Consider the following 18,681-nt stretch of genomic DNA (forward strand, 5'->3'; position numbering starts at 1 on the left):
TCCGGCCCCATGAAGACTCTCACCGGCCATGACGGCCTCCCGCTGCACTGGCGGGAATGGGGCGCCGACCTGTCGCTGCCCACCCGCGGCACCGTGCTGATCGTCCACGGCCTGGGCGAGCACATCGGCCGCTACGAGGCCGTCGCCCAGCGCCTGAACGACTGGGGCTGGCATGTCGCCGGCTTCGACCAGCGCGGTCACGGCGCCTCCGGTGGTCCGCGCGGGGACATCCCCCGGCATGACAGCCTGCTGCTCGACCTCGCCGCCACGATCGACTGCCTGCGCGCCGACGAGCGCAAAGGGCGGGGGCCCTTGATCCTGCTCGGGCACTCGATGGGCGGCGCGGTCGCCGCCCGCTTCGTCGCCGGCGCCTTGGAGCAGGCCCCGTGGTCGCGGCCGGTCGACGGGCTCGTCCTCAGCTCCCCGGCGCTGGACGCGGGCCTGTCCGCCTTCCAGCGCGGGCTGCTCGGCGCCACGCTGCCGCTGCTGCCACACCTGGCCGTCGGCAACGGGCTGAACCCGTCCTGGGTCTCGCGCAGCGCGGACGTGGTCCAGGCCTACAAGGACGATCCGCTGGTCCACAACCGCATCACCCCGACGCTGGCGAAGATGATCGCCAGCTTCGGCCCCGAGACGCTGCCGCTGGTGCCGCGTTGGACCACGCCGACGCTGCTGATGTGGGCGGGCGCGGACCGCTGCGTCGCCCCCGCCGGCAGTGCCGCCTTCGCCGCCGCCGCTGCCGCGGGCGGCGCCGTGCAGGCCGTGCCCTTCCCGGGCCTGGCGCACGAGATCTTCAACGAGCCTGAGCGCGAACAGGTCTTCGCCCGCCTGCGCGCCTGGCTGGGCTCACGCTCCTAGAATCGGCTGATCCAGCCCCCATTCCCCATCCCGTCACTTTCCGCCCGGACCGGCCGCCCCGCGCGACCCCGGACCCAGCCAAGGCGGCCCACCGGCCGCGCAGGAGACCCGCATGAACGCACGTGATCCGTCGTTGCCGCTGCAGACCGATGAAATCAGCGCCCTGGGCGCCTTCGCCGAGAAGGTCTGGGACCAGGAGATCGTCCCCGCGCTGACCGACTACATCGCCATCCCCGCCAAGAGCCCGATGTTCGACGCCGACTGGCAGGCCAACGGCTACATCGAGCGCGTCGTCCGCGACGCCGCCCAATGGGTGGAAAGCAAGAAGATCCCCGGCCTGAAGCTGGAGGTCATCCGCCAGGAAGGCCGCACGCCGGTCATCTTCTTCGAGCTGCCGTCGACCAAGGCCGAGAGCACCGACACCGTCGTCCTCTACGGCCACCTGGACAAGCAGCCGGAGTTCAACGGCTGGCGCGCCGACCTCGGCCCGTGGACGCCGAAGTACGAGGACGGCAAGCTCTACGGCCGCGGCGGCGCCGACGACGGCTACGCGATCTACGCCTCGATCACCGCGCTGCTGGCGCTGGACCAGCAGGGCATCCCGCGCCCGCGCTGCGTCGGCCTGATCGAGGCCTGCGAGGAATCGGGCTCCTACGACCTGCCGGCCTACATCGACCTGCTCCGGCCGCGCCTGGGCAACGTGTCGCTGGTGGTCTGCCTGGACTCCGGCGCCGGCGACTACGACCGCCTCTGGATGACGACCTCGCTGCGCGGCATGGTCTCCGGCGTGCTCAAGGTCGAGGTGCTGACCGAAGGCATCCACTCCGGCGACGCGTCGGGCGTGGTGCCGTCCTCGTTCCGCATCCTGCGCCAGGTGCTGGACCGGCTGGAGGATTCCAAGACCGGCCGGCTGCTGCCCGAATCCTTCCATTGCGACATCCCCGGCGTGCGCTTCGAGCAGGCGCAGGCGACCGCGGCGATCCTGAAGGAAGAGGTCTACAAGCGTCTGCCCTGGGCCTGCGGCGCGGACGGCGGCCCCGTGCTGCCGGTGACCTCCGATCCGGTCGAGGTGTTGCTCAACCGCACCTGGCGGCCGACGCTGTCGGTGACCGGCGTGGACGGCTTCCCCGAACTGAAGAGCGCCGGCAACGTGCTGCGCCCGTACACGGCGTTCAAGCTGTCGCTGCGCCTGCCGCCGCTGATCGACGGCAACGAGGCGGCGCTGAAGCTCAAGGCGCTGCTCGAGGACAACGCGCCGTACAACGCCAAGGTCAGCTTCGTGCCGGACGGCCGTGCGGGTGCCTACGGCGCCACCGGCTGGAACACGCCGGAGCTGTCGCCGTGGCTGAGCCAGGTGCTGGACGACGCCAGCCAGGCCCACTTCGGCCAGCCGGTCGGCTACATCGGCCAGGGCGGCACGATCCCGCTGATGAGCATGCTGCAGAAGGGCTTCCCGGCCGCGCAGATGATGGTCTGCGGCGTGCTGGGTCCCAAGAGCAACGCCCACGGCCCCAACGAGTTCCTGCACGTGCCCTACGGCAAGCGCCTGACCGCCGCGGTGGCGCAGGTGATCGCCGCGCACCCCTGACCGCCGCGGACTCCCTGTAGGCGGCCCCGCGGACCGCGGGTCGCCATGGTCCGCTGATCGACACGCACAGAGAGGCGGCCCGCGGCGACGCGGCGTCCGCCCGAAGGAGACGGGATGGATCAGGTCAAGGCGATGCGGGTCTTCACCCGCGTGATCGACGAGGGCAGCCTCGCCGGCGCCGCGCGGGCCATGGACCTGGCGCCCGCCGTGGTCACGCGGCTGGTGGCGGACCTCGAAGAGCACCTCGGGGCGCGGCTGCTGAACCGCACGACGCGGCGGCTGTCGCTGACCGACGTCGGCGAGGGCTACCTCGAACGCTGCCGCCGCATCCTCAGCGACATCGAGGAGGCCGAGGCGCTCGCCTCCGCCGCGACCAACGAGCCGCGCGGCACGCTGCGCGTGCTGATCCCGCCGGCCATCGCGATCCATCAGCTGGCGCGGCACATGGCGCGCTTCCATGCGCTGTACCCGCTGGTCAGCGTCGAGCTGGTCGCGCCGGGGCCCGTCGACACGCTCGACGAGAGCTTCGACATCACCGTCATCTCCACGCGCAGCCCGCTGCAGGGCGACTTCATCGCCCGCAAGCTGGCGCGCACCGAGGTGATCCTGTGCGCGTCGCCCGAGTACCTGGGCCGGCGCGGCAAGCCGCAGCATCCGTCCGACCTCAAGCAGCACGACGTCATGCTGCCGCCGATCCATGAGCTGACCCGCGGCGTGACCTTCGAGCGCTGCGGCGCGGACGGCCTCACCACGGAGAGCTTCTTCGCGATCCCCAGCCGGCCGGTGATGACGACCTCCTCGGTCGACACCAAGTACGCCTGCGCGCTGCATGGGCTGGGCGTGGCGGGACTGCCGTCCTTCGTCGTCGGCGACGCGCTGATGGAAGGGGCGCTCGAGCGCGTGCTGCCGCAGTGGCGCATCTACAGCTACCAGCTGTGGGCCGCGATGCCGACCCGCAAGTTCGTCCCGGCGCGCACCCGCGCGTTCATGGATTTCCTGGTCGAGATCTTCGGCGGGAAGGACGAGGATCCGTGGCTCACCGCCGCGGGATGCCCGTCGTATCGGGCGGCGCAGGAGTTCCTGGCCGCGCAGGCCGCCAAGGCCGCCGCCACGCCCGCCGAGGGCGACTGAGGCAGCGCGGGCGCCCGGCCGCGTTGCTTAGACGCCTCAGCGCAAGCTGAAACCGACCTGCGTGTACTGCGGCTGCAGATCTTCGATCAGGCGCAGCAGCGGCGACAGCTCGATGTAGCGCGTCGCCGTCTTCACCACGTAGGCGTAGAAGCGCGGCAGGTCTTCCGCGTAATGCGGCTTGCCGTCGCGGTGCTTGAGCCGGCAGAAGATGCCCATGATCTTCAGTTGCCGCTGCAGCACGGTCCATTCGAGGCGGCGCCAGAACAGGCCGAAGTCCAGCGCCATCTCGTGCGGGTCCTCGCCGTTCGGGTCCAGGCCGAAGAGGCCGGCGCGCTTCGCGCCTTCCCGAGTAGCGCACCGCCCAGTCGAGCTCCTCGGCCTCCTCCCAGGAGATGAACGCGTCGCGCATCAGCGAGGCGATGTCGTAGGTGACCGGGCCCATCACCGCGTCCTGGAAATCGAGGATGCCGGGCCTGGCGAAGGACGCGGTGCCGGCGGCACTGGCAGTGTCGGAGGCGGTTCCCGCCGGGCAGACCATCAGGTTGCGCGGCATGTAGTCGCGGTGCATCGGCACGCGCGGCTGCGCCAGCACGTTGGCCGACAGCAGCGCCACGGTGCGGTCCCAGTAGCCGCGCTGCTTGTCGTTCCAGGTCTTGCCGTGGTGGGCCTGGACGCACCAGTCGACGAAGATCTGCAGCTCGCGGCGCACGAAGGCATCGTCGAACAGCGGGAGCGCGCCGTCGGCGCGGGCTGCGTCGCTGGTCTGCCAGCGCAGCAGCGCGGCGGTGGCGTCGCGCATCAGCACGCGGGGCGTTTCCGAGTCGCCGGCGCGTTGCGCGGCGAGCAGCGCGTCCAGGTAGGACGCGGTGCCGAGGTCTTCCATCAGCGCGAAGCCGAGCCCGGCATCGTGCGCGAGCATCTCCGGCACATGCAGGCCGCGTTCGGCCATCAGGGCGCCGACCTTGACGAAACTCGCCACCTGATTCGGCGAGGCCGGATCGTCCATGACGATCCGCGTGCCGCCGTCCGTCGTGGCGATGCGCAGGTAGCGGCGGAAGCCCGCGTCGCTGCTGGCCGCGGCGAGCGTCTCCTCGCGCAGCCCGTGCGTCGCCACGAGGGGCGCCAGCCAGCGATGGAATCGGGCGGCACGGTCGGCATCGGGCCAGAGCGGGGACGATGCGTGCGGGGCGGAAGGGGTCATCGGCGGGAGAAGCAGAAGGGCCGCTGCGCGAGCGGCCCCGGGGTCGGTGACAAGGCGCTCCGGCGGTCCTGCCGGCTCGCGAGCCTCGTGGATAATGATTCTACAAACCCCCGGGCAGCGCGGCGCGACCGACGCGCGGCCGCCTGACCTCTGCAAGACGCTGCCCGCCTGATGCGCCCACCGGTTCCCCGTCCCCGTCCGATCTCGCTGGCCGCCGCCCTGGCGGTCGCGTTGCCCGCGTTCTCCGCGGCTTCCGCGCAAGCACAGGAGTCCGCCGGCCAGCCGCTGATCCTCAAGTCGGTCAAGCAGTTGCACCAGACCAAGCGCAAGGACGCCCGTCCCGCGATGGCCCTGAGCGCCGACCGCATCACCAGCGACATGGACCAGACCTCCACCGCCGAGGGCGACGTCCAGCTGCGCTACGGCGGCATGCTGCTGAGGTCGAAGACGCTGCGCTACGACTACCCGCAGGACCTGGCCACGGCCGAGGGCGATGTCGAGCTCAGCCAGAACGGCGCCGTGCTGCGCGGACCGAAGCTGGAACTCTTCGTCGACAAGTTCGAAGGCCAGCTCGAAAGCCCGACCTACTTCTTCGCCGCGACCGGCGGCAGCGGCAGCGCGCGGGCGATCCACTTCCTCGGCGACCAGCGCATGCGGGCCGACGAGGCGACCTACTCGACCTGCCCGGTGTCGGAGAAGGGGGAGAAGGACGCCGCCGATGCCGCCAGCGGAAAGGGCAAGCGCGACTGGGAACTGGTCACCAGCAGCCTGAACCTGGACTTCGATGCCGGCGAGGGCGTCGCCAAGGACGCCGTGGTGCGTTTCCTCGGCGTGCCCATCCTGGCCGCGCCGTCGCTGAGCTTCCCGCTCGGCGACCAGCCCAAGTCCGGCCTGCTGCCGCCCAACGTCAACATCGACAACCGCAGCGGCGTCGAGTACAGCCAGCCCTTCTACTGGAGCATCGCCCCCCAACCGCGACGCGACGATCACGCCCTTCGTGATGACGCGCCGCGGTCCCGGTGTCGACACCCAGTTCCGCTACCTGGAGCCGGGCCACCGCGGCCAGATCGACTACGCGCTGCTGCCGCACGACCGGGTCACCGGCATCTCGCGCTGGGACCTGCGGCTGAACGCCGACGGCGACGTAATGCCGAACTGGACCTACAACGTCCATACCGAGCGCGTCTCCGACGACAACTACTGGAAGGACCTGCGCAGCCGCATGCTGTCGCAGACGCCGCGCCTGCTGTCGACGGACCTGCGCACGCAGCGCGACTTCAGCTTCAACTGGGGCGAGATGCAGACCTACGCGCGGGTCCAGAAGTGGCAGCCCCTGCAGGTCGCGCAGGTCGAGGACCAGTTCGCCTCGCCATACCAGCGTTCGCCGCAGATCGGCGTGCGGCTGCAGACCGGTGCGGACGAATCCGTGCTGGCCGGTTACCTGCCCACCGGCCGCCGCGCGCGGCTCGAGGGCGGCCTGGAGCTCGAGTACAACCGCTTCGACCTGCCCGGCGGCGCGCTGGGCTCGCAGACGCAGACCGGCGAACGGGTGCACCTGCTCGGCCACGTCAGCCTGCCCTTCAGCGGCGCGGCGTGGTGGCTGATCCCGAAGATGTCGATCAACGCGGCGAGCTACAACCTCGACCAGGCGATCGACGTGACCGGCCGGCGCTCGATCGGCCGCACCATCCCGACCTTCAGCGTCGACCATGGCTGGATCCTGGAGCGCAACACCTCGCTGTTCGGCCAGGCGATGCGCCAGACGCTGGAGCCGCGCCTGCTGTACGTCAACACGCCGTACCGCGACCAGAGCGCGATGCCCAACTTCGACGCGGCGCCGCGGGACTACAACTTCGATTCGGTCTTCGCGGAGAACCAGTTCTCCGGCGTCGACCGCGTCAACGACGCCAACATGCTGGCCTTCGGCGCGACCACGCGCTGGATCGAGGACGAGCGCGGCGAGGAGCAGCTGCGCCTGGGCATGGTCCAGCGCTACCTGTTCCGCAACCAGCAGATCACGCCAGACGGCAGCCCGCAGACGCACCGCCTGTCCGACGTGGTGCTGCTGGCCTCGGCGCACTTGAACCAGGCCTGGTGGACCGACAGCACGCTGCAGCTGAACTCCGCCGACGGCAAGGTCGAGCGGACCGTGCTGCGGCTGCGTTATTCGCCGGGCCCGTTCCGGACCGTCAGCGCGTCCTATCGCCTGGCCCGCGGGCAGAGCGAGCAGGTCGAGCTGGCCTGGCAATGGCCGCTGTTCGGACCCGACCGCAAGTCGGTCGCCGGCGGACCCGGCTGCGCCGGCGCCTGGTACGGCGCGGGCCGCCTGCAGTACAGCATGCGCGACAAGCGCTTCACCGATTCCGTGATCGGCGCCGAGTACGACTCCGGCTGCTGGATCCTGCGCGTCGGCGCGGAACGCCAGGCCACCGGCCGCGCGGAAACCAACACCCGACTGATCCTCCAATTGGAGCTGGTCGGCCTGTCGCCGCTCGGTTCCAATGCCCTGAAAGTGTTGAGAGACAATATTCCGGGTTACCGTTCGCTGAGCTCCGAGCGCTCGGCTTTTGGCACATATGACTGAACTGCGTTCGATGCGACATCTCAAGCCGGTGGCGGCCACCCTCCTGTCCCTGATCGCCGCCCTGGCCGGCTCGGCATCCTCGGCGCAGACGACGCGCGCTCCAAGCCCTGCGACCGCGGCTTCCGCGCCTGCCGCGGCGGCGTCCGCGCCGGCGGTCAACCGCCCCGTGGTCGAACAACGGCAACTCAAGCCGGGCGACTACATCGCGGTGATCGTCAACACGGACATCGTGGCGGCGTCGGAAGTGATCCAACGCACCGAGCGCGCCCGTGAGGAAGCCCGTCAGCGCGGCCAGACCGTCACCAACGAGCTGCTGCACAAGCAGGCGGTGGACAGCCTGGTCGATGAACGCGTGGTCGTGACCTACGCCCGCGAGAACGGCCCGCGCGTGGACGAGCCGGAACTCGACCGTGTCGTCGCCAACGTCGCCACCCAGAACAAGCTGACCTTGCCCGAGCTGCGCCAGCGTCTGGCCGCCGAAGGCATCGACTTCAAGCGTTTCCGCGAGAACCTGCGCGACCAGATGCTGAGCGAACGTGTCCGCGAGCGCGAGGTGCAAGGTCGCATCCGCATCACGGACGGCGACATCGACAAGTACCTGGAAGAGCGCCAGGCCGCGTTGCAGGGCCGCGCGCAGCTGAACATCGCGCAGATCCTGGTGCCGGTGCCGGAAGGCCTGGGCGTGGCGGGCGTGGCCGAGCGCAAGGCGCGCGCCGATGCGGCGCTGGCGCGCATCCAGGCCGGTGAGGATTTCGCCAAGGTCGCCCGCGAGGTGTCGGAAGACGCCAACAAGAACCGCGGCGGCGAGATCGGCCTTCGCGCCGCGGACAAGCTGCCCGACGTCTTCGTCGACGCGGTCAAGGACCTGAAGGACGGCGAAGTGCGGTCGCAGCCGCTGCGCTCCGAGGCCGGCTTCCACGTGCTGAAGCTGATCGAGCGCCAGACCGGCAAGGCCTCGATCAACGTGGTCGTGCAGACCCGCGCGCGCCACATCCTGCTGCGTCCGTCCGAGCAACTGAGCCCCGAGCAGGCCACCCGCCGGCTGGTCGAGTTCAAGCGTGCGATCGAGTCCGGCCGCGCCACCTTCGAGCAACTGGCCCGCGCCAACTCGGAAGACGGCAGCGCGCAGGAAGGCGGCGACCTGGGCTGGGTCTCGCCGGGCGGCTTCGTGCCCGAGTTCGAGCAGGCCATGGACGCGTTGCCGCTCAAGGGCATCTCGGACCCGGTGCCGTCGCGTTTCGGCATCCACCTGATCCAGGTGATGGAGCGCCGCGACGTGGTGCTCGACACGAAGCAGCTGCGCGAGCAGGCCCGCAATGCGCTGCGCGAGCGCAAGTACGACGACGCCTACAACGACTGGATGAAGGAAATGCGCGCCCGCGCCTTCATCGAGACGCGCGAGTGGCTGGACTGAGCGGCCGGGACTGAGTTCATGGGACATGTCGCGCGCAAGCGCTTCGGCCAGCACTTCCTGACCGACAAGGCCATCATCGATGGCATCGTCGATGCGATCGCGCCCGGCGAGGACCAGGCCATGGTCGAGATCGGCCCGGGCCTGGGCGCGATGACGCTGCCGTTGCTGCAGCGCCTGCCGGCGTCCAGCCGGCCGTTGACCGTCATCGAGCTCGATCGTGATCTCGCCGCCCGCATGCGCAAGCGCGGCGACGTGACGGTCATCGAGTCTGACGTGCTGAAGGTCGACTTCGCCGCGCTGGCCGCCGAGCGCGGCCGCAAGCTGAAGGTCGTCGGCAACCTGCCGTACAACATCTCGTCGCCGATCCTGTTCCACCTGCTGGGCTTCGTGGACCACGTGGTCGACCAGACCTTCATGCTACAGAAGGAAGTCGTCGACCGCATGGCCGCCAGCCCGGGCGGCAAGGACTACGGCCGACTGAGCGTCATGCTGCAGTGGCGTTACGACGTCGAGGCGCTGTTCGACGTGCCGCCGGAAGCCTTCGATCCGCCGCCGCGGGTCGACTCCGCGATCGTGCGCATGGTGCCGCTGTCGGCGCCGGCCCAGATCGACGAGGCGCTGCTGAGCGAGCTGGTCGCGTCGGCCTTCTCGCAGCGCCGCAAGCTGCTGCGGCATTCGCTCGGCAAGTGGCTGGAAGCCCGCGGCTTCCAGGGCGAGTTCAACCTGCAGCGCCGCGCCGAGGAAGTGCCGGTGGCGGAGTTCGTCGCGCTGGCGCTGGCTGTCCAGGGCTGAGCTCGTCGCGACTCCACGCGATTCCACGCGGTTCGTGCGATTCGATGGCTCAAACAAAAAGGCCTTCCGTCGCCGGAAGGCCTTCTGCATCGGACCCGAGGGTCAGTCGTTCTTCAATCCATCACGCGGCGCTGAGCCACATGGACGTATCGAAGGCACTGCACATCATCGGCATGTTCATGCCGAAGTTCGGATTCGGATTCGCCTTGGTGCTCTTGAGCACCGGCTTCGCTTCGGGGGCCACCTCAGTCGCCCGCTCCCATGACCCTTGTTCTTGGGAGCGGGCTACTGAAAAGAATAGAAACACCGGAATGAGACTTTCCGCTCGGCCCAGAAATCGGCCGCCTCGCGGAAGACGTCGAGCAACTGCTCGCGCGCCTCACGGTCGAACTTCGCATGGTCCGGCAACTGGTCCAGCACCACGACGAAACCCGGTTGCGTGCCCGACTTGTGGACCAGATTGGTCATGCAGTCGTACAGCGCTTCCATGTTCTTCCCGAAGTGCGCCGGGAACAGGAAATTGCTGGCAATCAATTCCAGCACGTCCTGTTTGGTCTCCGCTGGAGCCAGGTCGGCGTACAGGAAGTGTTGGCCGGCGTCCTGCGCGGCCTGCATCAAGTCCTCGACCCGGTAGGCTCTGATCGCCTGCACGATGTTGGGACGGACTGTCTGCAAAAGCATTGTCGCGTTCCTCCTAGATGGGGTTCCGAGTTCATGTCCAACCCTCGCCGTGGCCCCGGACAGAACCCGCTGGGGAGCCTGCGATCGTCGGTGGCATGGGTGGGGTCAGAGAGGGTTAACCCTGAACTCTGAAACCGAGATGGTACAGAAACGGACCCGAATGCTCAAGCCGGGGGGCTCCCTGAATGCCCTAAAAAGCGGCACTGTGAGCGTGCGCACACATTCGGTCTTTACTCAGCCAGCGCTGGTAGTCATCCGCCAGAAATTGACTGGTGAGCCGCTACAAACTTTTTATATAGGCCGGGTCGCAGGTCGGGTTTAAAGGCCCTCTGCGGGCCCCGTCCAGGGGCGTGAGGGTCCCGGCGACCGAATATTCTTCGGTCGCCGGGCGCGCGTCCGGGCAGGGACGCGAGACCGCGCGGGACTGGATTTCCGAAGGAATCCGTCAGGATCTCAACGGGCCGCGTTCGCGTCCGCGACGGTCAGGGCCGTCATGTTCACGATGCGGCGGACGGTGGCGGACGGCGTGAGCACATGGACCGGCTTGGCCGCGCCCAGCAGCACCGGCCCGATGGCGATGCCGCCGCCGGCGGCCGTCTTCAGCAGGTTGTAGCTGATGTTCGCGGCGTCGATGTTGGGCATGACCAGCAGGTTGGCTTCGCCCGTCAGCGTGCTCTTGGAGACCAGCTGGTCGCGGTAGTGCGGGTCGAGCGCGGCGTCGCCGTGCATCTCGCCGTCGGCCTCCAGCCAGGGCGCCTGCTCCTTGATCAGCGCCAGCGCGTCGCGCATCTTGACCGCGGACGGGCAGTTGCTCGAGCCGAAATTGCTGTGCGACAGCAGCGCCGCCTTCGGACGCAGGCCGAAGCGCATCATTTCCTCGGCCGCCATCTGCGTGATCTCGGCGATCTGCTCGGCGGTCGGGTCGTAGTTGACGTGCGTGTCGACCAGCATGACCTGACGGCCCGGCAGGATCAACCCGTTCATGCAGGCGAAGGTCTTGACGCCGGGGCGCTTGCCGATGACCTGGTCGATGTACTGCAGGTGCATCGCGGTATTGCTCCAGGTGCCGCAGAGCATCCCGTCGACTTCCCCTTGTGCAGCATCATGGCGCCGATCAGCGTCAGGCGGCGGCGCATCTCGATCTTGGCGAGCTGCTGGGTCACGCCCTTGCGCTCGGTCATCTCGAGGTAGGTCTGCCAGTAGTCGCGGTAGCGGTGGTCGAACTCGGTGTTCACCACGTCGTAGTCGCGACCTTCTTGCAGGCGCAGGCCGAAGCGCTCGCAGCGTTGCGCGATGACCTGCGGACGGCCGATCAGCGTCGGGCGGGCGATGCCCTCGTCGATGACGATCTGCACGGCGCGCAGCACGCGTTCCTCTTCGCCTTCGGCGTAGGCCACGCGCTTGTGCTTGGCCTTCTTCGCGATCTGGAAGATCGGCTTCATCGTCGTGCCGGAGGCGTAGACGAAGCTCTGCAACTTCTCCAGGTAGGCCGGCATGTCGGCGATCGGACGCAGCGCGACACCCGAGGCTTCCGCCGCCAGCGCGACCGCCGGAGCGATCTTCATCATCAGGCGCGGGTCGAAGGGCTTCGGGATCAGGTACTCGGGGCCGAAGCTCAGGTTCGCGCCCGCATACGCGGCGGCGACGACTTCGCTCTGCTCCGCCTGCGCGAGCTCGGCGATCGCATGGACGGCGGCGATCTCCATCTCATCGTTGATCGTCGTCGCGCCGCAGTCCAGGGCGCCGCGGAAGATGTAGGGGAAGCACAGGACGTTGTTGACCTGGTTCGGATAGTCCGTCCCGGCCCGTGGCCATCAGCGCGTCGTTGCGGATCGCGTGGACGTCCTCCGGCTGGATCTCGGGATTCGGGTTGGCCAGGGCGAAGATGATCGGCGTGGCCGCCATCGACGCGACCATGTCCTGCTTGAGCACGCCGCCCGCCGACAGACCCAGGAAGATGTCCGCGCCGGCGATCACGTCGCGCAGGCTGCGCTGCTCGGTGGGCTGGGCGTAGATGGCTTTGTCCGGATCCATCAGCTCGGTGCGGCCTTCATAGACGACGCCGGCCAGGTCGGTCACCCAGATGTTCTCGCGCGGCAGCCCCAGCTTGACCAGCAGGTTCAGGCAGGCGAGGGCGGCGGCGCCGGCGCCCGAGGTCACCAGCTTCACCGACTTGATGTCCTTGCCCGCGACCTTCAGGCCGTTGAGCAGGCCGGCGGCGACCACGATGGCGGTGCCGTGCTGGTCGTCGTGGAAGACGGGGATCTTCATCCGCTTGCGCAGCTCGCGCTCGACGTAGAAGCAGTCCGGCGCCTTGATGTCCTCGAGGTTGATGCCGCCGAAGGTGGGCTCCAGCGCGGCGATCACGTCGACCAGCTTGTCGAGGTTGTGCTTCTCGTCGATCTCGAGGTCGAAGACGTCGATGCCGGCGAATTTCTTGAACAGGACGCCCTTGCCTTCCATGACCGGCTTGGAGGCCAGCGGTCCGATGTCGCCCAGGCCCAGCACGGCGGTGCCGTTGGAGATCACCGCGACCAGATTGCCGCGCGAGGTGTAGCGGAACGCGTTGGCGGGGTCGGCGACGATCTCCTCGCACGCGGCGGCCACGCCCGGCGAGTACGCCAGGGCCAGGTCACGCTGGTTGATCAGCTGCTTGGTGGCCGCGATGGCGATCTTCCCGGGGGTCGGGAACTCGTGATATTCGAGAGCGGCCTGGCGCAACTGCGCACGTTTTTCTTCGGACGTGGACATGGGGGACTCTTCTGGTTGAAACCGGTCCGCCGTCGTGGGCCGGGTCGGCGATTGTAGGAGTCCGCCCCGACGGCGGCAGTGCGGACTATGCGTATGCTGCATGTCGGGAGGGCCGCAGGCACATACGCGAAACTGCGCATCGCCAGGGGCCTCCGGCGCGCCATACTGCCTGCCCCGCACGCGCGCGAGACACTTGCCAGGCGCTTGGCGCAGTGCGCCCGGGCGATCCTTTCAATCGCCTTTCACGCTGCGTTCACGCGTCACGTGCCGACTTCCCTTTCGACGTCCCTTCGATCCGCTTGCCTGCTCCGACCATCATGCGGCCCGCCGCTCCCTTCACCCCGTCGGCACCGGGCGCCCGGCCGCGGCGCTGGCGTCGCGCCTTGCTGTGGGGGACGCTGGTCGCGCTGCTGCTGATCGCGCAGTCGCTGCTGCTGTCGCTGACCTTGAGCCATGAAGCGGCGCGCGCCCAGGAGGCGTCGGACCTGGCGGCGGCCGAGGTGACCGCGCGCGCCAAGCAGCTGATCGGTCGCGACCTGCAAGGGCTGCAGGGCCTCATGTGGGCCGAGGACGACGACTGGCGCGGCAACGCCGCCGCGCAGCTGCGCCAGACGCGCGTGCTGCTGCGCATCGAGCTGCGCGACTCCGAGCGCCAGGTCCGTCGCGCGGTCGACTCGCCTTACGCGCCGCCGCTGTTCTCCATCCTGGCACGCGAGCAGCTGCAGATCGAGACCGAACTCGCCTGCATTGCCGCGCTTCGGCAGGGCACGCCGCTGTTCTCGCGCTCGTACTTCGTGCCGGGTCCGGGCGGCGACGGCATGGAGGTCGCCGACCTCTGCCTGCCGCGCGTGCGCGCCGGGGAGCCGCGCTCCTACGTCGTCGCGACGATGGGCCTGCGGCCGCTGCTGGAGGAGTCGATCTCGCAGGACCAGGCGCGCCGCTTCGAGATGTCCTTCGTCGAGGGCGACGGCACGCGCCTGGCGCGCACCGGCCTGACGCGCGGCAGCGGCTTCTACCTGTCGGAGCGTCTGCTCGACCTGCCCGGCCTGAGCCTCCAACTGCGCGTCGACAACGCGACCGGGCGGCCGCAGCTGATCCCGAACCTGGCGACGGCGCTGGTGCTCGGCCTGTCCATGGCGCTGTTCGCGCTGGTCATCATCCTGGCGCGCGACACCCGCAAGCGCGCGCAGGCGGAACATGCGCTGGCGGAGTCGCTGGCCTTCCGGCAGGCGATGGAGAGCTCGCTGATCACGGGACTGCGCGCGCGCGACCTGGACGGCAACATCAGCTACGTGAATCCGGCGTTCTGCGCGATGGTTGGCTACCCGGCGGAGGAGGTGGTCAACACCGGCCGTCCGCCGCACGCGCCGCCGTACTGGCCGCCGGAGTTCACCGATGAATACTGGCGCCGGCACCACGACCGCGAGGCGCGCTGGGAAGCCGGGCTGCCGCCGCGCGAGGGCTTCGAGACGGTCTTCGCCCGCAGCACGGGCGAGCGTTTCCCGGTGATGATCTACGAGGCGCCGCTGCTGAACGCCGAAGGCCAGCAGACCGGCTGGATGAGCGCGGTGCTGGACCTGAGCGCGCAGCGCAAGGTCGAGGAGCTGTCGCGTCAGCAGTCGGACCGGCTGCAGGCGACGGCGCGGCTGGCGACGGTGGGCGAGATGGCCTCGCTGCTGAGCCACGAGCTGAACCAGCCGCTGGCGGCGATCGCGAGCTACGCGACGGCCTCGATCAACCTGATGGTGCGCGAGGCCGACGATCCCCAGACGCCGGCGATGGTGCGCCAGGCCGTGACGCGCATCGCCGAGCAGGCCGAGCGCGCCGGCCGCGTCATCAAGAGCGTGCACGACTTCGTCCGTCGCCGCGAGGCGGCCCGGGAATGGGTGAACGTGGAGCAGCTGCTGGACGCGGTGCTGCCGCTGATCCGGCTGCAGGCGCGCAAGAGCGGCGCGCGCATCGAGATGGACCTGGCCAAGGGCCTGCCGCGCGTGCGCTGCGACCGGACGATGGTCGAGCAGGTGCTGCTGAACCTCACCCGCAATGCGATCCAGGCGATGGACGGTCCGACGCCGCTGGCCGACCGGACGTTGATCATCCAGGTGAAACGGCTGCAGCCGCGCTGGCTGAGCTTCGCGGTGATCGACCGCGGGCCCGGCATTCCGCCGGAAGTGGCGCGCCAGCTGTTCACGCCGTTCTTCACGACCCGGACCGAGGGCATGGGCCTGGGCCTGAGCCTGTGCCGCACGGTCGTGGAGCAGCACGGCGGCGCCATGGATTTCGAAAGCCGCGTCGCGCCCGCGTCGCCGACCGGGACCGAGTTCCGATTCAGCCTGCCGTGCGAGGATGCGCCTGGTTCGGCCCTGAAGTCCGGGACCGAGCGCTTCCCCGTCACTGGATCTGGAGAGTCGTCCGCATGAAGCCGCAGTCCCTGCCGATGGTCTACCTCGTCGACGACGAGGAAGTGGTGCGCGACGCGCTCGCCTGGCTGCTGCGCTCGCGGCGGCTGTTGTCCGAAGGCTTCGGCAGCGCCGAGGCCTTCGAGTCGATGCTGGACGGCCTGCCGCGCAGCGGGCGCGACTGGCCGTCGGCGCCGAGCTGCCTGCTGCTGGACGTGCGGATGCCCGGGATGAGCGGCCTGGCGCTGTTCGAGCGGCTCATCGAACGCGGCCTGCTGGAGACGCTGCCGGTGATCTTCCTGACCGGCCATGGCGACGTGCCGACGGCGGTCGCGGCGGTGAAGCAGGGCGCCTACGACTTCGTCGAGAAGCCCTTCTCGGACAACGCGCTGGTGGACCGCGTCGAGCATGCGCTCGCGCAGAGCGCGGAGGCGATCTCCGCGCGCGACGCGAAGCTGGCTCTTGGCCATCGCGTCGGCGACCTGACCGAGCGCGAACGCGAGGTGATGCAGCTGGTCGTCCAAGGCCTGCCCAACAAGCTGATCGCGGACCAGCTCAACATCAGCGTGCGCACGGTGGAGGTCCATCGCGCGCGGGTCTTCGAGAAGATGGATGTGAAGTCCGCGGTCGAACTGTCCAACCTGCTGCGCGGCGACAATGCCGCCCATGGGTGATTCTTCTGACGCATCGGGTGCGGGCGGGCGCCGGGACGGCCGGCCGCTGGGCGAGTTCGACCTGATCGACCGCTTCTTCGGCCGCACGGGGCGCGCCGGCCGGACCGAGGGGGGCGCGGTGACGTTGGGCATCGGCGACGACTGCGCGGTGCTGACGCCGTCGGCGGGCCATCACTGGCTGGTGACGGCGGACATGCTGGTCGAGGGCCGGCACTTCCTGTCGACGGTGTCGCCGCGGCGGCTCGGCCACAAGGCGCTGGCGGTGAACCTCAGCGACCTCGCGGCCTGCGGCGCGACGCCGAAGGCCTTTCTCCTGTCGCTGGCGCTGCCGCGCGTCGACGAGACCTTCCTGGCGGGCTTCGCGCAGGGGCTGTTCGAGCTCGCGGACGCGCATCACATCGTGCTCGCCGGCGGCGACACGACGGCGGGGCCGCTCAACATCAACATCACCGCGATGGGCGAAGTGCCGGCTGGCCAGGCGCTGCTGCGCTCGGGCGCGCAGGTGGGCGACGACGTCTGGGTCAGCGGCACGCTCGGCGATGCGCGGCTGGCGCTGGAGGTGTTCCGGGGGACGCTGTCGCTGAGCGCGGCGCAGTTCGACGAAGCCCGCCTGCGGATGGAAATGCCCGAGCCGCGTGTCGCGCTCGGCCGCGCGCTGCGCGGGATCGCGACGAGCGCCGTGGACGTCTCGGACGGGCTGGCCGGCGACATCGGCCATGTGTTGAAGCGCTCCAACGTCGGCGCGACGCTGCGGCTCGCGGACCTGCCGCGCTCGGCGGTGCTGGGCGCGATGCCGGAGGACATCCAGCAGCTGTGCCTGCTGAGCGGTGGCGACGATTACGAACTTGTCTTCACCGCGCCGTCGGAGGCGCGCGAGCGCGTGCTCGATGCGGGGCGCGCGTCCGGCACGCCGGTGTACCGCATCGGCCGCATCGACGAAGAACCCGGCCTGCGCGTCGTCGATGGCGCGGGCCGGCCACTGCAGGGCATGCTGCAGAGTTTCGACCACTTCAAATCATGAGCGCGGTGCGTCCGACTTTCGGCTTTATGGCGAGGCACCCCGCGCACTGGATCGCGATGGGTTTCGGCAGCGGCCTGGCGCCGAAGGCGCCGGGCACCGTGGGCACGCTGTGGGGCTGGGCCGCGTTCGCGATCCTGAACCTGTGGCTGACGCCGCTGCTGTGGGGCGTGGTGATCGCCGCGAGCATCCCGATCGGCTGGTGGGCCTCGACGGTCACCGCGCGGAACCTGCGGACCTGCGATCCGGGCTCGGTCGTGTGGGACGAGATCGTCGCGATCTGGCTCGTGCTGTGGCTGATCATGCCGGCGGGCTTCTGGTGGCAGCTGGCGGCGTTCGGTGTGTTCCGCTTCTTCGACGCGGCGAAGCCGGGGCCGGTGCGCTGGGCCGACGCGCTGTTCAAGATCGAACCCGGACAGCCGGTGACGGTGTGGCAAGGCTTCGGCATCCTGTTCGACGATCTCGTGGCGGCCGGATGTACGCTTGTGGTGTTGGCCGGCGCGAGGGCGTTGCTGCAATGAGGAGATCCCCATGCTGTTTCCCGACGAATCCGAACTGATCGAACGCATCGCCCTGGCGCTGATCCAGCGCAAGGAGCGCATGGGCACCGCGGAGTCCTGCACCGGCGGGCTGATCGCGGCGGCATGCACGAGTCTGGCGGGATCGAGCCAGTGGTTCGAGCGCGGCGTGGTGAGCTACACCAACCAGGCGAAGACGGAACTGCTCGGCGTGCCGGCGGCGCTGATCACCCTGCACGGCGCGGTGAGCGGAGAAGTGGCCGAGCAGATGGCGCGCGGGCTGGTGGCGCACGCGCCGATCGACTGGGCGATCGCGGTGACCGGCGTGGCCGGACCGGGCGGCGGTACCGAGAACAAGCCGGTCGGGACGGTGTGGCTGGCGCTGATGCACGGCCGCCAGCGCGTGCGCGTGTGGAAGGAGCACTTCACCGGCGACCGGCATGCGGTGCGCGCGCAGACCGTGCGCGCGGGGCTTGAGGCGCTGTGTGATGCCCTTGAGGACAGAGATTCCTGACAGGCGTCGATCAGGCTCATGCACGGAAGATCCCGAGGACGTCTCGGGACAGATGCAGGATTCTTTGCACGTGGACGAGCTTCGCAATTGCGTCAACGGTATAGAAGATGCCGTAACTGCGATAGGTCCGACGTCGGAGGTCAGGATGCTCGGGAATCCTCGCATAAGGAAATGCTTCGGCCATGGTCTGCAAGCCATGCACTTTCAGGCGAAGTTCAGCGACGAACGAAACAGCTCGTCGAGGATCGTCGCGGGCGATGTAGTCGCCGATGGACTCCAGATCATCTTCCGCCTCCGGCAGGAGGCGGACGATCATTTTCGAGCGGCCTCGGACATGGCCTTGTACTTCGCACTCAGGCGGTCGAAGACCTCATCGGCAGGCTTGCCGCCGCCTGCAGCGGCGATCGCCTTGCCCCGCGTGATGGAGTCCGAAAACTCCTTGAGCTTGGCCTCACGCCACCCCCGCAGCGCCACGCTGTCGCGCAGCACCTCCGTGCGCGACGAGTACTTTCCCGCTCTCGATCAGATCCAGCACGATGGCCTCCAGTTCGGGTCCCA

15 protein-coding genes and 2 pseudogenes are annotated in these 18,681 nt (G+C 69.3%); 11 read left to right on the forward strand and 6 right to left on the reverse strand.

Translation table 11 applies throughout. The features are described from left to right. The first annotated feature begins 9 nt into the window (after positions 1-9). The 3 genes from ACFJIX_RS09385 to ACFJIX_RS09395 all read left to right on the forward strand — a co-directional run bounded on the left by ACFJIX_RS09385 (position 10) and on the right by ACFJIX_RS09395 (position 3,577). Entirely contained in the window at positions 10-858 is an 849-nt protein-coding gene (locus ACFJIX_RS09385) for an alpha/beta hydrolase (RefSeq protein ID WP_377159387.1), read from the forward strand. A 112-nt stretch (positions 859-970) separates the two neighbouring features. Then, positions 971-2,446, forward strand: coding sequence for a M20 family metallopeptidase (locus ACFJIX_RS09390; RefSeq protein WP_377159389.1), 1,476 nt, complete (start codon positions 971-973; stop codon positions 2,444-2,446). A gap of 114 nt (positions 2,447-2,560) precedes the next feature. After that, the gene (locus tag ACFJIX_RS09395) at positions 2,561-3,577 is read left to right on the forward strand and encodes a LysR family transcriptional regulator (protein WP_377159391.1); all 1,017 of its coding nucleotides are present in this window, start codon (positions 2,561-2,563) and stop codon (positions 3,575-3,577) included. Positions 3,578-3,613: 36 nt separating this feature from the next. Here ACFJIX_RS09395 and ACFJIX_RS09400 read toward each other — a convergent pair. Next, positions 3,614-4,778, reverse strand: a pseudogene (locus ACFJIX_RS09400) (aminoglycoside phosphotransferase family protein). 1,000 nt (positions 4,779-5,778) lie between these two features. On the opposite strand from ACFJIX_RS09400, the gene ACFJIX_RS09405 reads away from it, so the two are divergent. From ACFJIX_RS09405 to rsmA, 3 genes are read left to right on the forward strand one after another with little or no spacing between them, the layout of a single operon-like run. Next, entirely contained in the window at positions 5,779-7,362 is a 1,584-nt protein-coding gene (locus ACFJIX_RS09405) for an LPS-assembly protein LptD (protein WP_377159393.1), read from the forward strand. 10 nt (positions 7,363-7,372) lie between these two features. Beyond that, positions 7,373-8,776: a peptidylprolyl isomerase gene (locus ACFJIX_RS09410; RefSeq protein WP_377159394.1), complete on the forward strand. Its 1,404-nt coding sequence runs from the start codon at positions 7,373-7,375 to the stop codon at positions 8,774-8,776. A gap of 18 nt (positions 8,777-8,794) precedes the next feature. After that, positions 8,795-9,568: a 16S rRNA (adenine(1518)-N(6)/adenine(1519)-N(6))-dimethyltransferase RsmA gene (gene rsmA, locus ACFJIX_RS09415; RefSeq protein ID WP_377159396.1), complete on the forward strand. Its 774-nt coding sequence runs from the start codon at positions 8,795-8,797 to the stop codon at positions 9,566-9,568. 121 nt (positions 9,569-9,689) lie between these two features. On the opposite strand, the gene ACFJIX_RS09420 is transcribed toward rsmA, so the two are convergent. The 3 genes and pseudogenes from ACFJIX_RS09420 to ACFJIX_RS09430 all read right to left on the reverse strand — a co-directional run bounded on the left by ACFJIX_RS09420 (position 9,690) and on the right by ACFJIX_RS09430 (position 13,000). Next, positions 9,690-9,812: a hypothetical protein gene (locus ACFJIX_RS09420; protein ID WP_377159398.1), complete on the reverse strand. Its 123-nt coding sequence runs from the start codon at positions 9,810-9,812 to the stop codon at positions 9,690-9,692. A 41-nt stretch (positions 9,813-9,853) separates the two neighbouring features. Then, positions 9,854-10,249 (reverse strand): barstar family protein, encoded by a 396-nt coding sequence (locus ACFJIX_RS09425; protein WP_377159400.1) that lies wholly within the window; start codon positions 10,247-10,249, stop codon positions 9,854-9,856. Positions 10,250-10,702: 453 nt separating this feature from the next. Next, positions 10,703-13,000, reverse strand: a pseudogene (locus tag ACFJIX_RS09430) (NADP-dependent malic enzyme). 317 nt (positions 13,001-13,317) lie between these two features. Between ACFJIX_RS09430 and ACFJIX_RS09435 the strand changes: the two are divergent. The 5 genes from ACFJIX_RS09435 to ACFJIX_RS09455 are packed head-to-tail and all read left to right on the forward strand — an operon-like array spanning position 13,318 to position 18,123. Beyond that, on the forward strand, positions 13,318-15,420 hold the full coding sequence (locus ACFJIX_RS09435) for an ATP-binding protein (RefSeq protein WP_377159402.1): 2,103 nt from the start codon (positions 13,318-13,320) through the stop codon (positions 15,418-15,420). Then, a complete protein-coding gene (locus ACFJIX_RS09440) occupies positions 15,417-16,073 on the forward strand; it encodes a response regulator transcription factor (protein WP_377159404.1) in 657 nt (218 codons plus the stop codon). Before ACFJIX_RS09435 ends, ACFJIX_RS09440 begins: the two co-directional genes overlap by 4 nt. A gap of 46 nt (positions 16,074-16,119) precedes the next feature. Beyond that, on the forward strand, positions 16,120-17,094 hold the full coding sequence (gene thiL / locus ACFJIX_RS09445) for a thiamine-phosphate kinase (protein ID WP_377161696.1): 975 nt from the start codon (positions 16,120-16,122) through the stop codon (positions 17,092-17,094). Further along, entirely contained in the window at positions 17,091-17,612 is a 522-nt protein-coding gene (locus ACFJIX_RS09450; RefSeq protein ID WP_377159406.1) for a phosphatidylglycerophosphatase A, read from the forward strand. The genes thiL and ACFJIX_RS09450 overlap by 4 nt, the downstream gene beginning before the upstream one ends. A 10-nt stretch (positions 17,613-17,622) precedes the next feature. Then, positions 17,623-18,123 carry a CinA family protein gene (locus ACFJIX_RS09455; RefSeq protein ID WP_067281115.1) on the forward strand — a complete coding sequence of 167 codons (501 nt, stop codon included), beginning with the start codon at positions 17,623-17,625 and terminating at the stop codon, positions 18,121-18,123. A 16-nt stretch (positions 18,124-18,139) separates the two neighbouring features. Here the strand turns inward: ACFJIX_RS09455 and ACFJIX_RS09460 are convergent, their stop codons facing one another. Together ACFJIX_RS09460 and ACFJIX_RS09465 are read right to left on the reverse strand one after the other, a co-directional pair. Further along, the gene (locus ACFJIX_RS09460; RefSeq protein WP_377159409.1) at positions 18,140-18,439 is read right to left on the reverse strand and encodes a type II toxin-antitoxin system RelE/ParE family toxin; all 300 of its coding nucleotides are present in this window, start codon (positions 18,437-18,439) and stop codon (positions 18,140-18,142) included. Further along, positions 18,436-18,612: a hypothetical protein gene (locus tag ACFJIX_RS09465; protein ID WP_377159411.1), complete on the reverse strand. Its 177-nt coding sequence runs from the start codon at positions 18,610-18,612 to the stop codon at positions 18,436-18,438. Before ACFJIX_RS09465 ends, ACFJIX_RS09460 begins: the two co-directional genes overlap by 4 nt. Positions 18,613-18,681: the final 69 nt, after the last annotated feature.

Origin of the sequence: Roseateles sp. UC29_93 (genome assembly GCF_042695725.1) — a bacterium.
Classification (GTDB): domain Bacteria; phylum Pseudomonadota; class Gammaproteobacteria; order Burkholderiales; family Burkholderiaceae_C; genus Roseateles; species Roseateles noduli_A.

Bases quoted from the DNA above. Each gene is read 5' to 3' on its own strand.
- ACFJIX_RS09450 (WP_377159406.1), top strand. From the start codon at position 17,091: ATGAGCGCGGTGCGTCCGACTTTCGGCTTTATGGCGAGGCACCCCGCG.
- ACFJIX_RS09395 (WP_377159391.1), top strand. From the start codon at position 2,561: ATGGATCAGGTCAAGGCGATGCGGGTCTTCACCCGCGTGATCGACGAG.
- ACFJIX_RS09425 (WP_377159400.1), bottom strand. From the start codon at position 10,249: ATGCTTTTGCAGACAGTCCGTCCCAACATCGTGCAGGCGATCAGAGCC.
- ACFJIX_RS09460 (WP_377159409.1), bottom strand. From the start codon at position 18,439: ATGATCGTCCGCCTCCTGCCGGAGGCGGAAGATGATCTGGAGTCCATC.
- ACFJIX_RS09405 (WP_377159393.1), top strand. From the start codon at position 5,779: ATGACGCGCCGCGGTCCCGGTGTCGACACCCAGTTCCGCTACCTGGAG.
- ACFJIX_RS09435 (WP_377159402.1), top strand. From the start codon at position 13,318: ATGCGGCCCGCCGCTCCCTTCACCCCGTCGGCACCGGGCGCCCGGCCG.
- ACFJIX_RS09455 (WP_067281115.1), top strand. From the start codon at position 17,623: ATGCTGTTTCCCGACGAATCCGAACTGATCGAACGCATCGCCCTGGCG.
- ACFJIX_RS09410 (WP_377159394.1), top strand. From the start codon at position 7,373: ATGCGACATCTCAAGCCGGTGGCGGCCACCCTCCTGTCCCTGATCGCC.
- rsmA (WP_377159396.1), top strand. From the start codon at position 8,795: ATGGGACATGTCGCGCGCAAGCGCTTCGGCCAGCACTTCCTGACCGAC.
- ACFJIX_RS09385 (WP_377159387.1), top strand. From the start codon at position 10: ATGAAGACTCTCACCGGCCATGACGGCCTCCCGCTGCACTGGCGGGAA.
- ACFJIX_RS09440 (WP_377159404.1), top strand. From the start codon at position 15,417: ATGAAGCCGCAGTCCCTGCCGATGGTCTACCTCGTCGACGACGAGGAA.
- ACFJIX_RS09390 (WP_377159389.1), top strand. From the start codon at position 971: ATGAACGCACGTGATCCGTCGTTGCCGCTGCAGACCGATGAAATCAGC.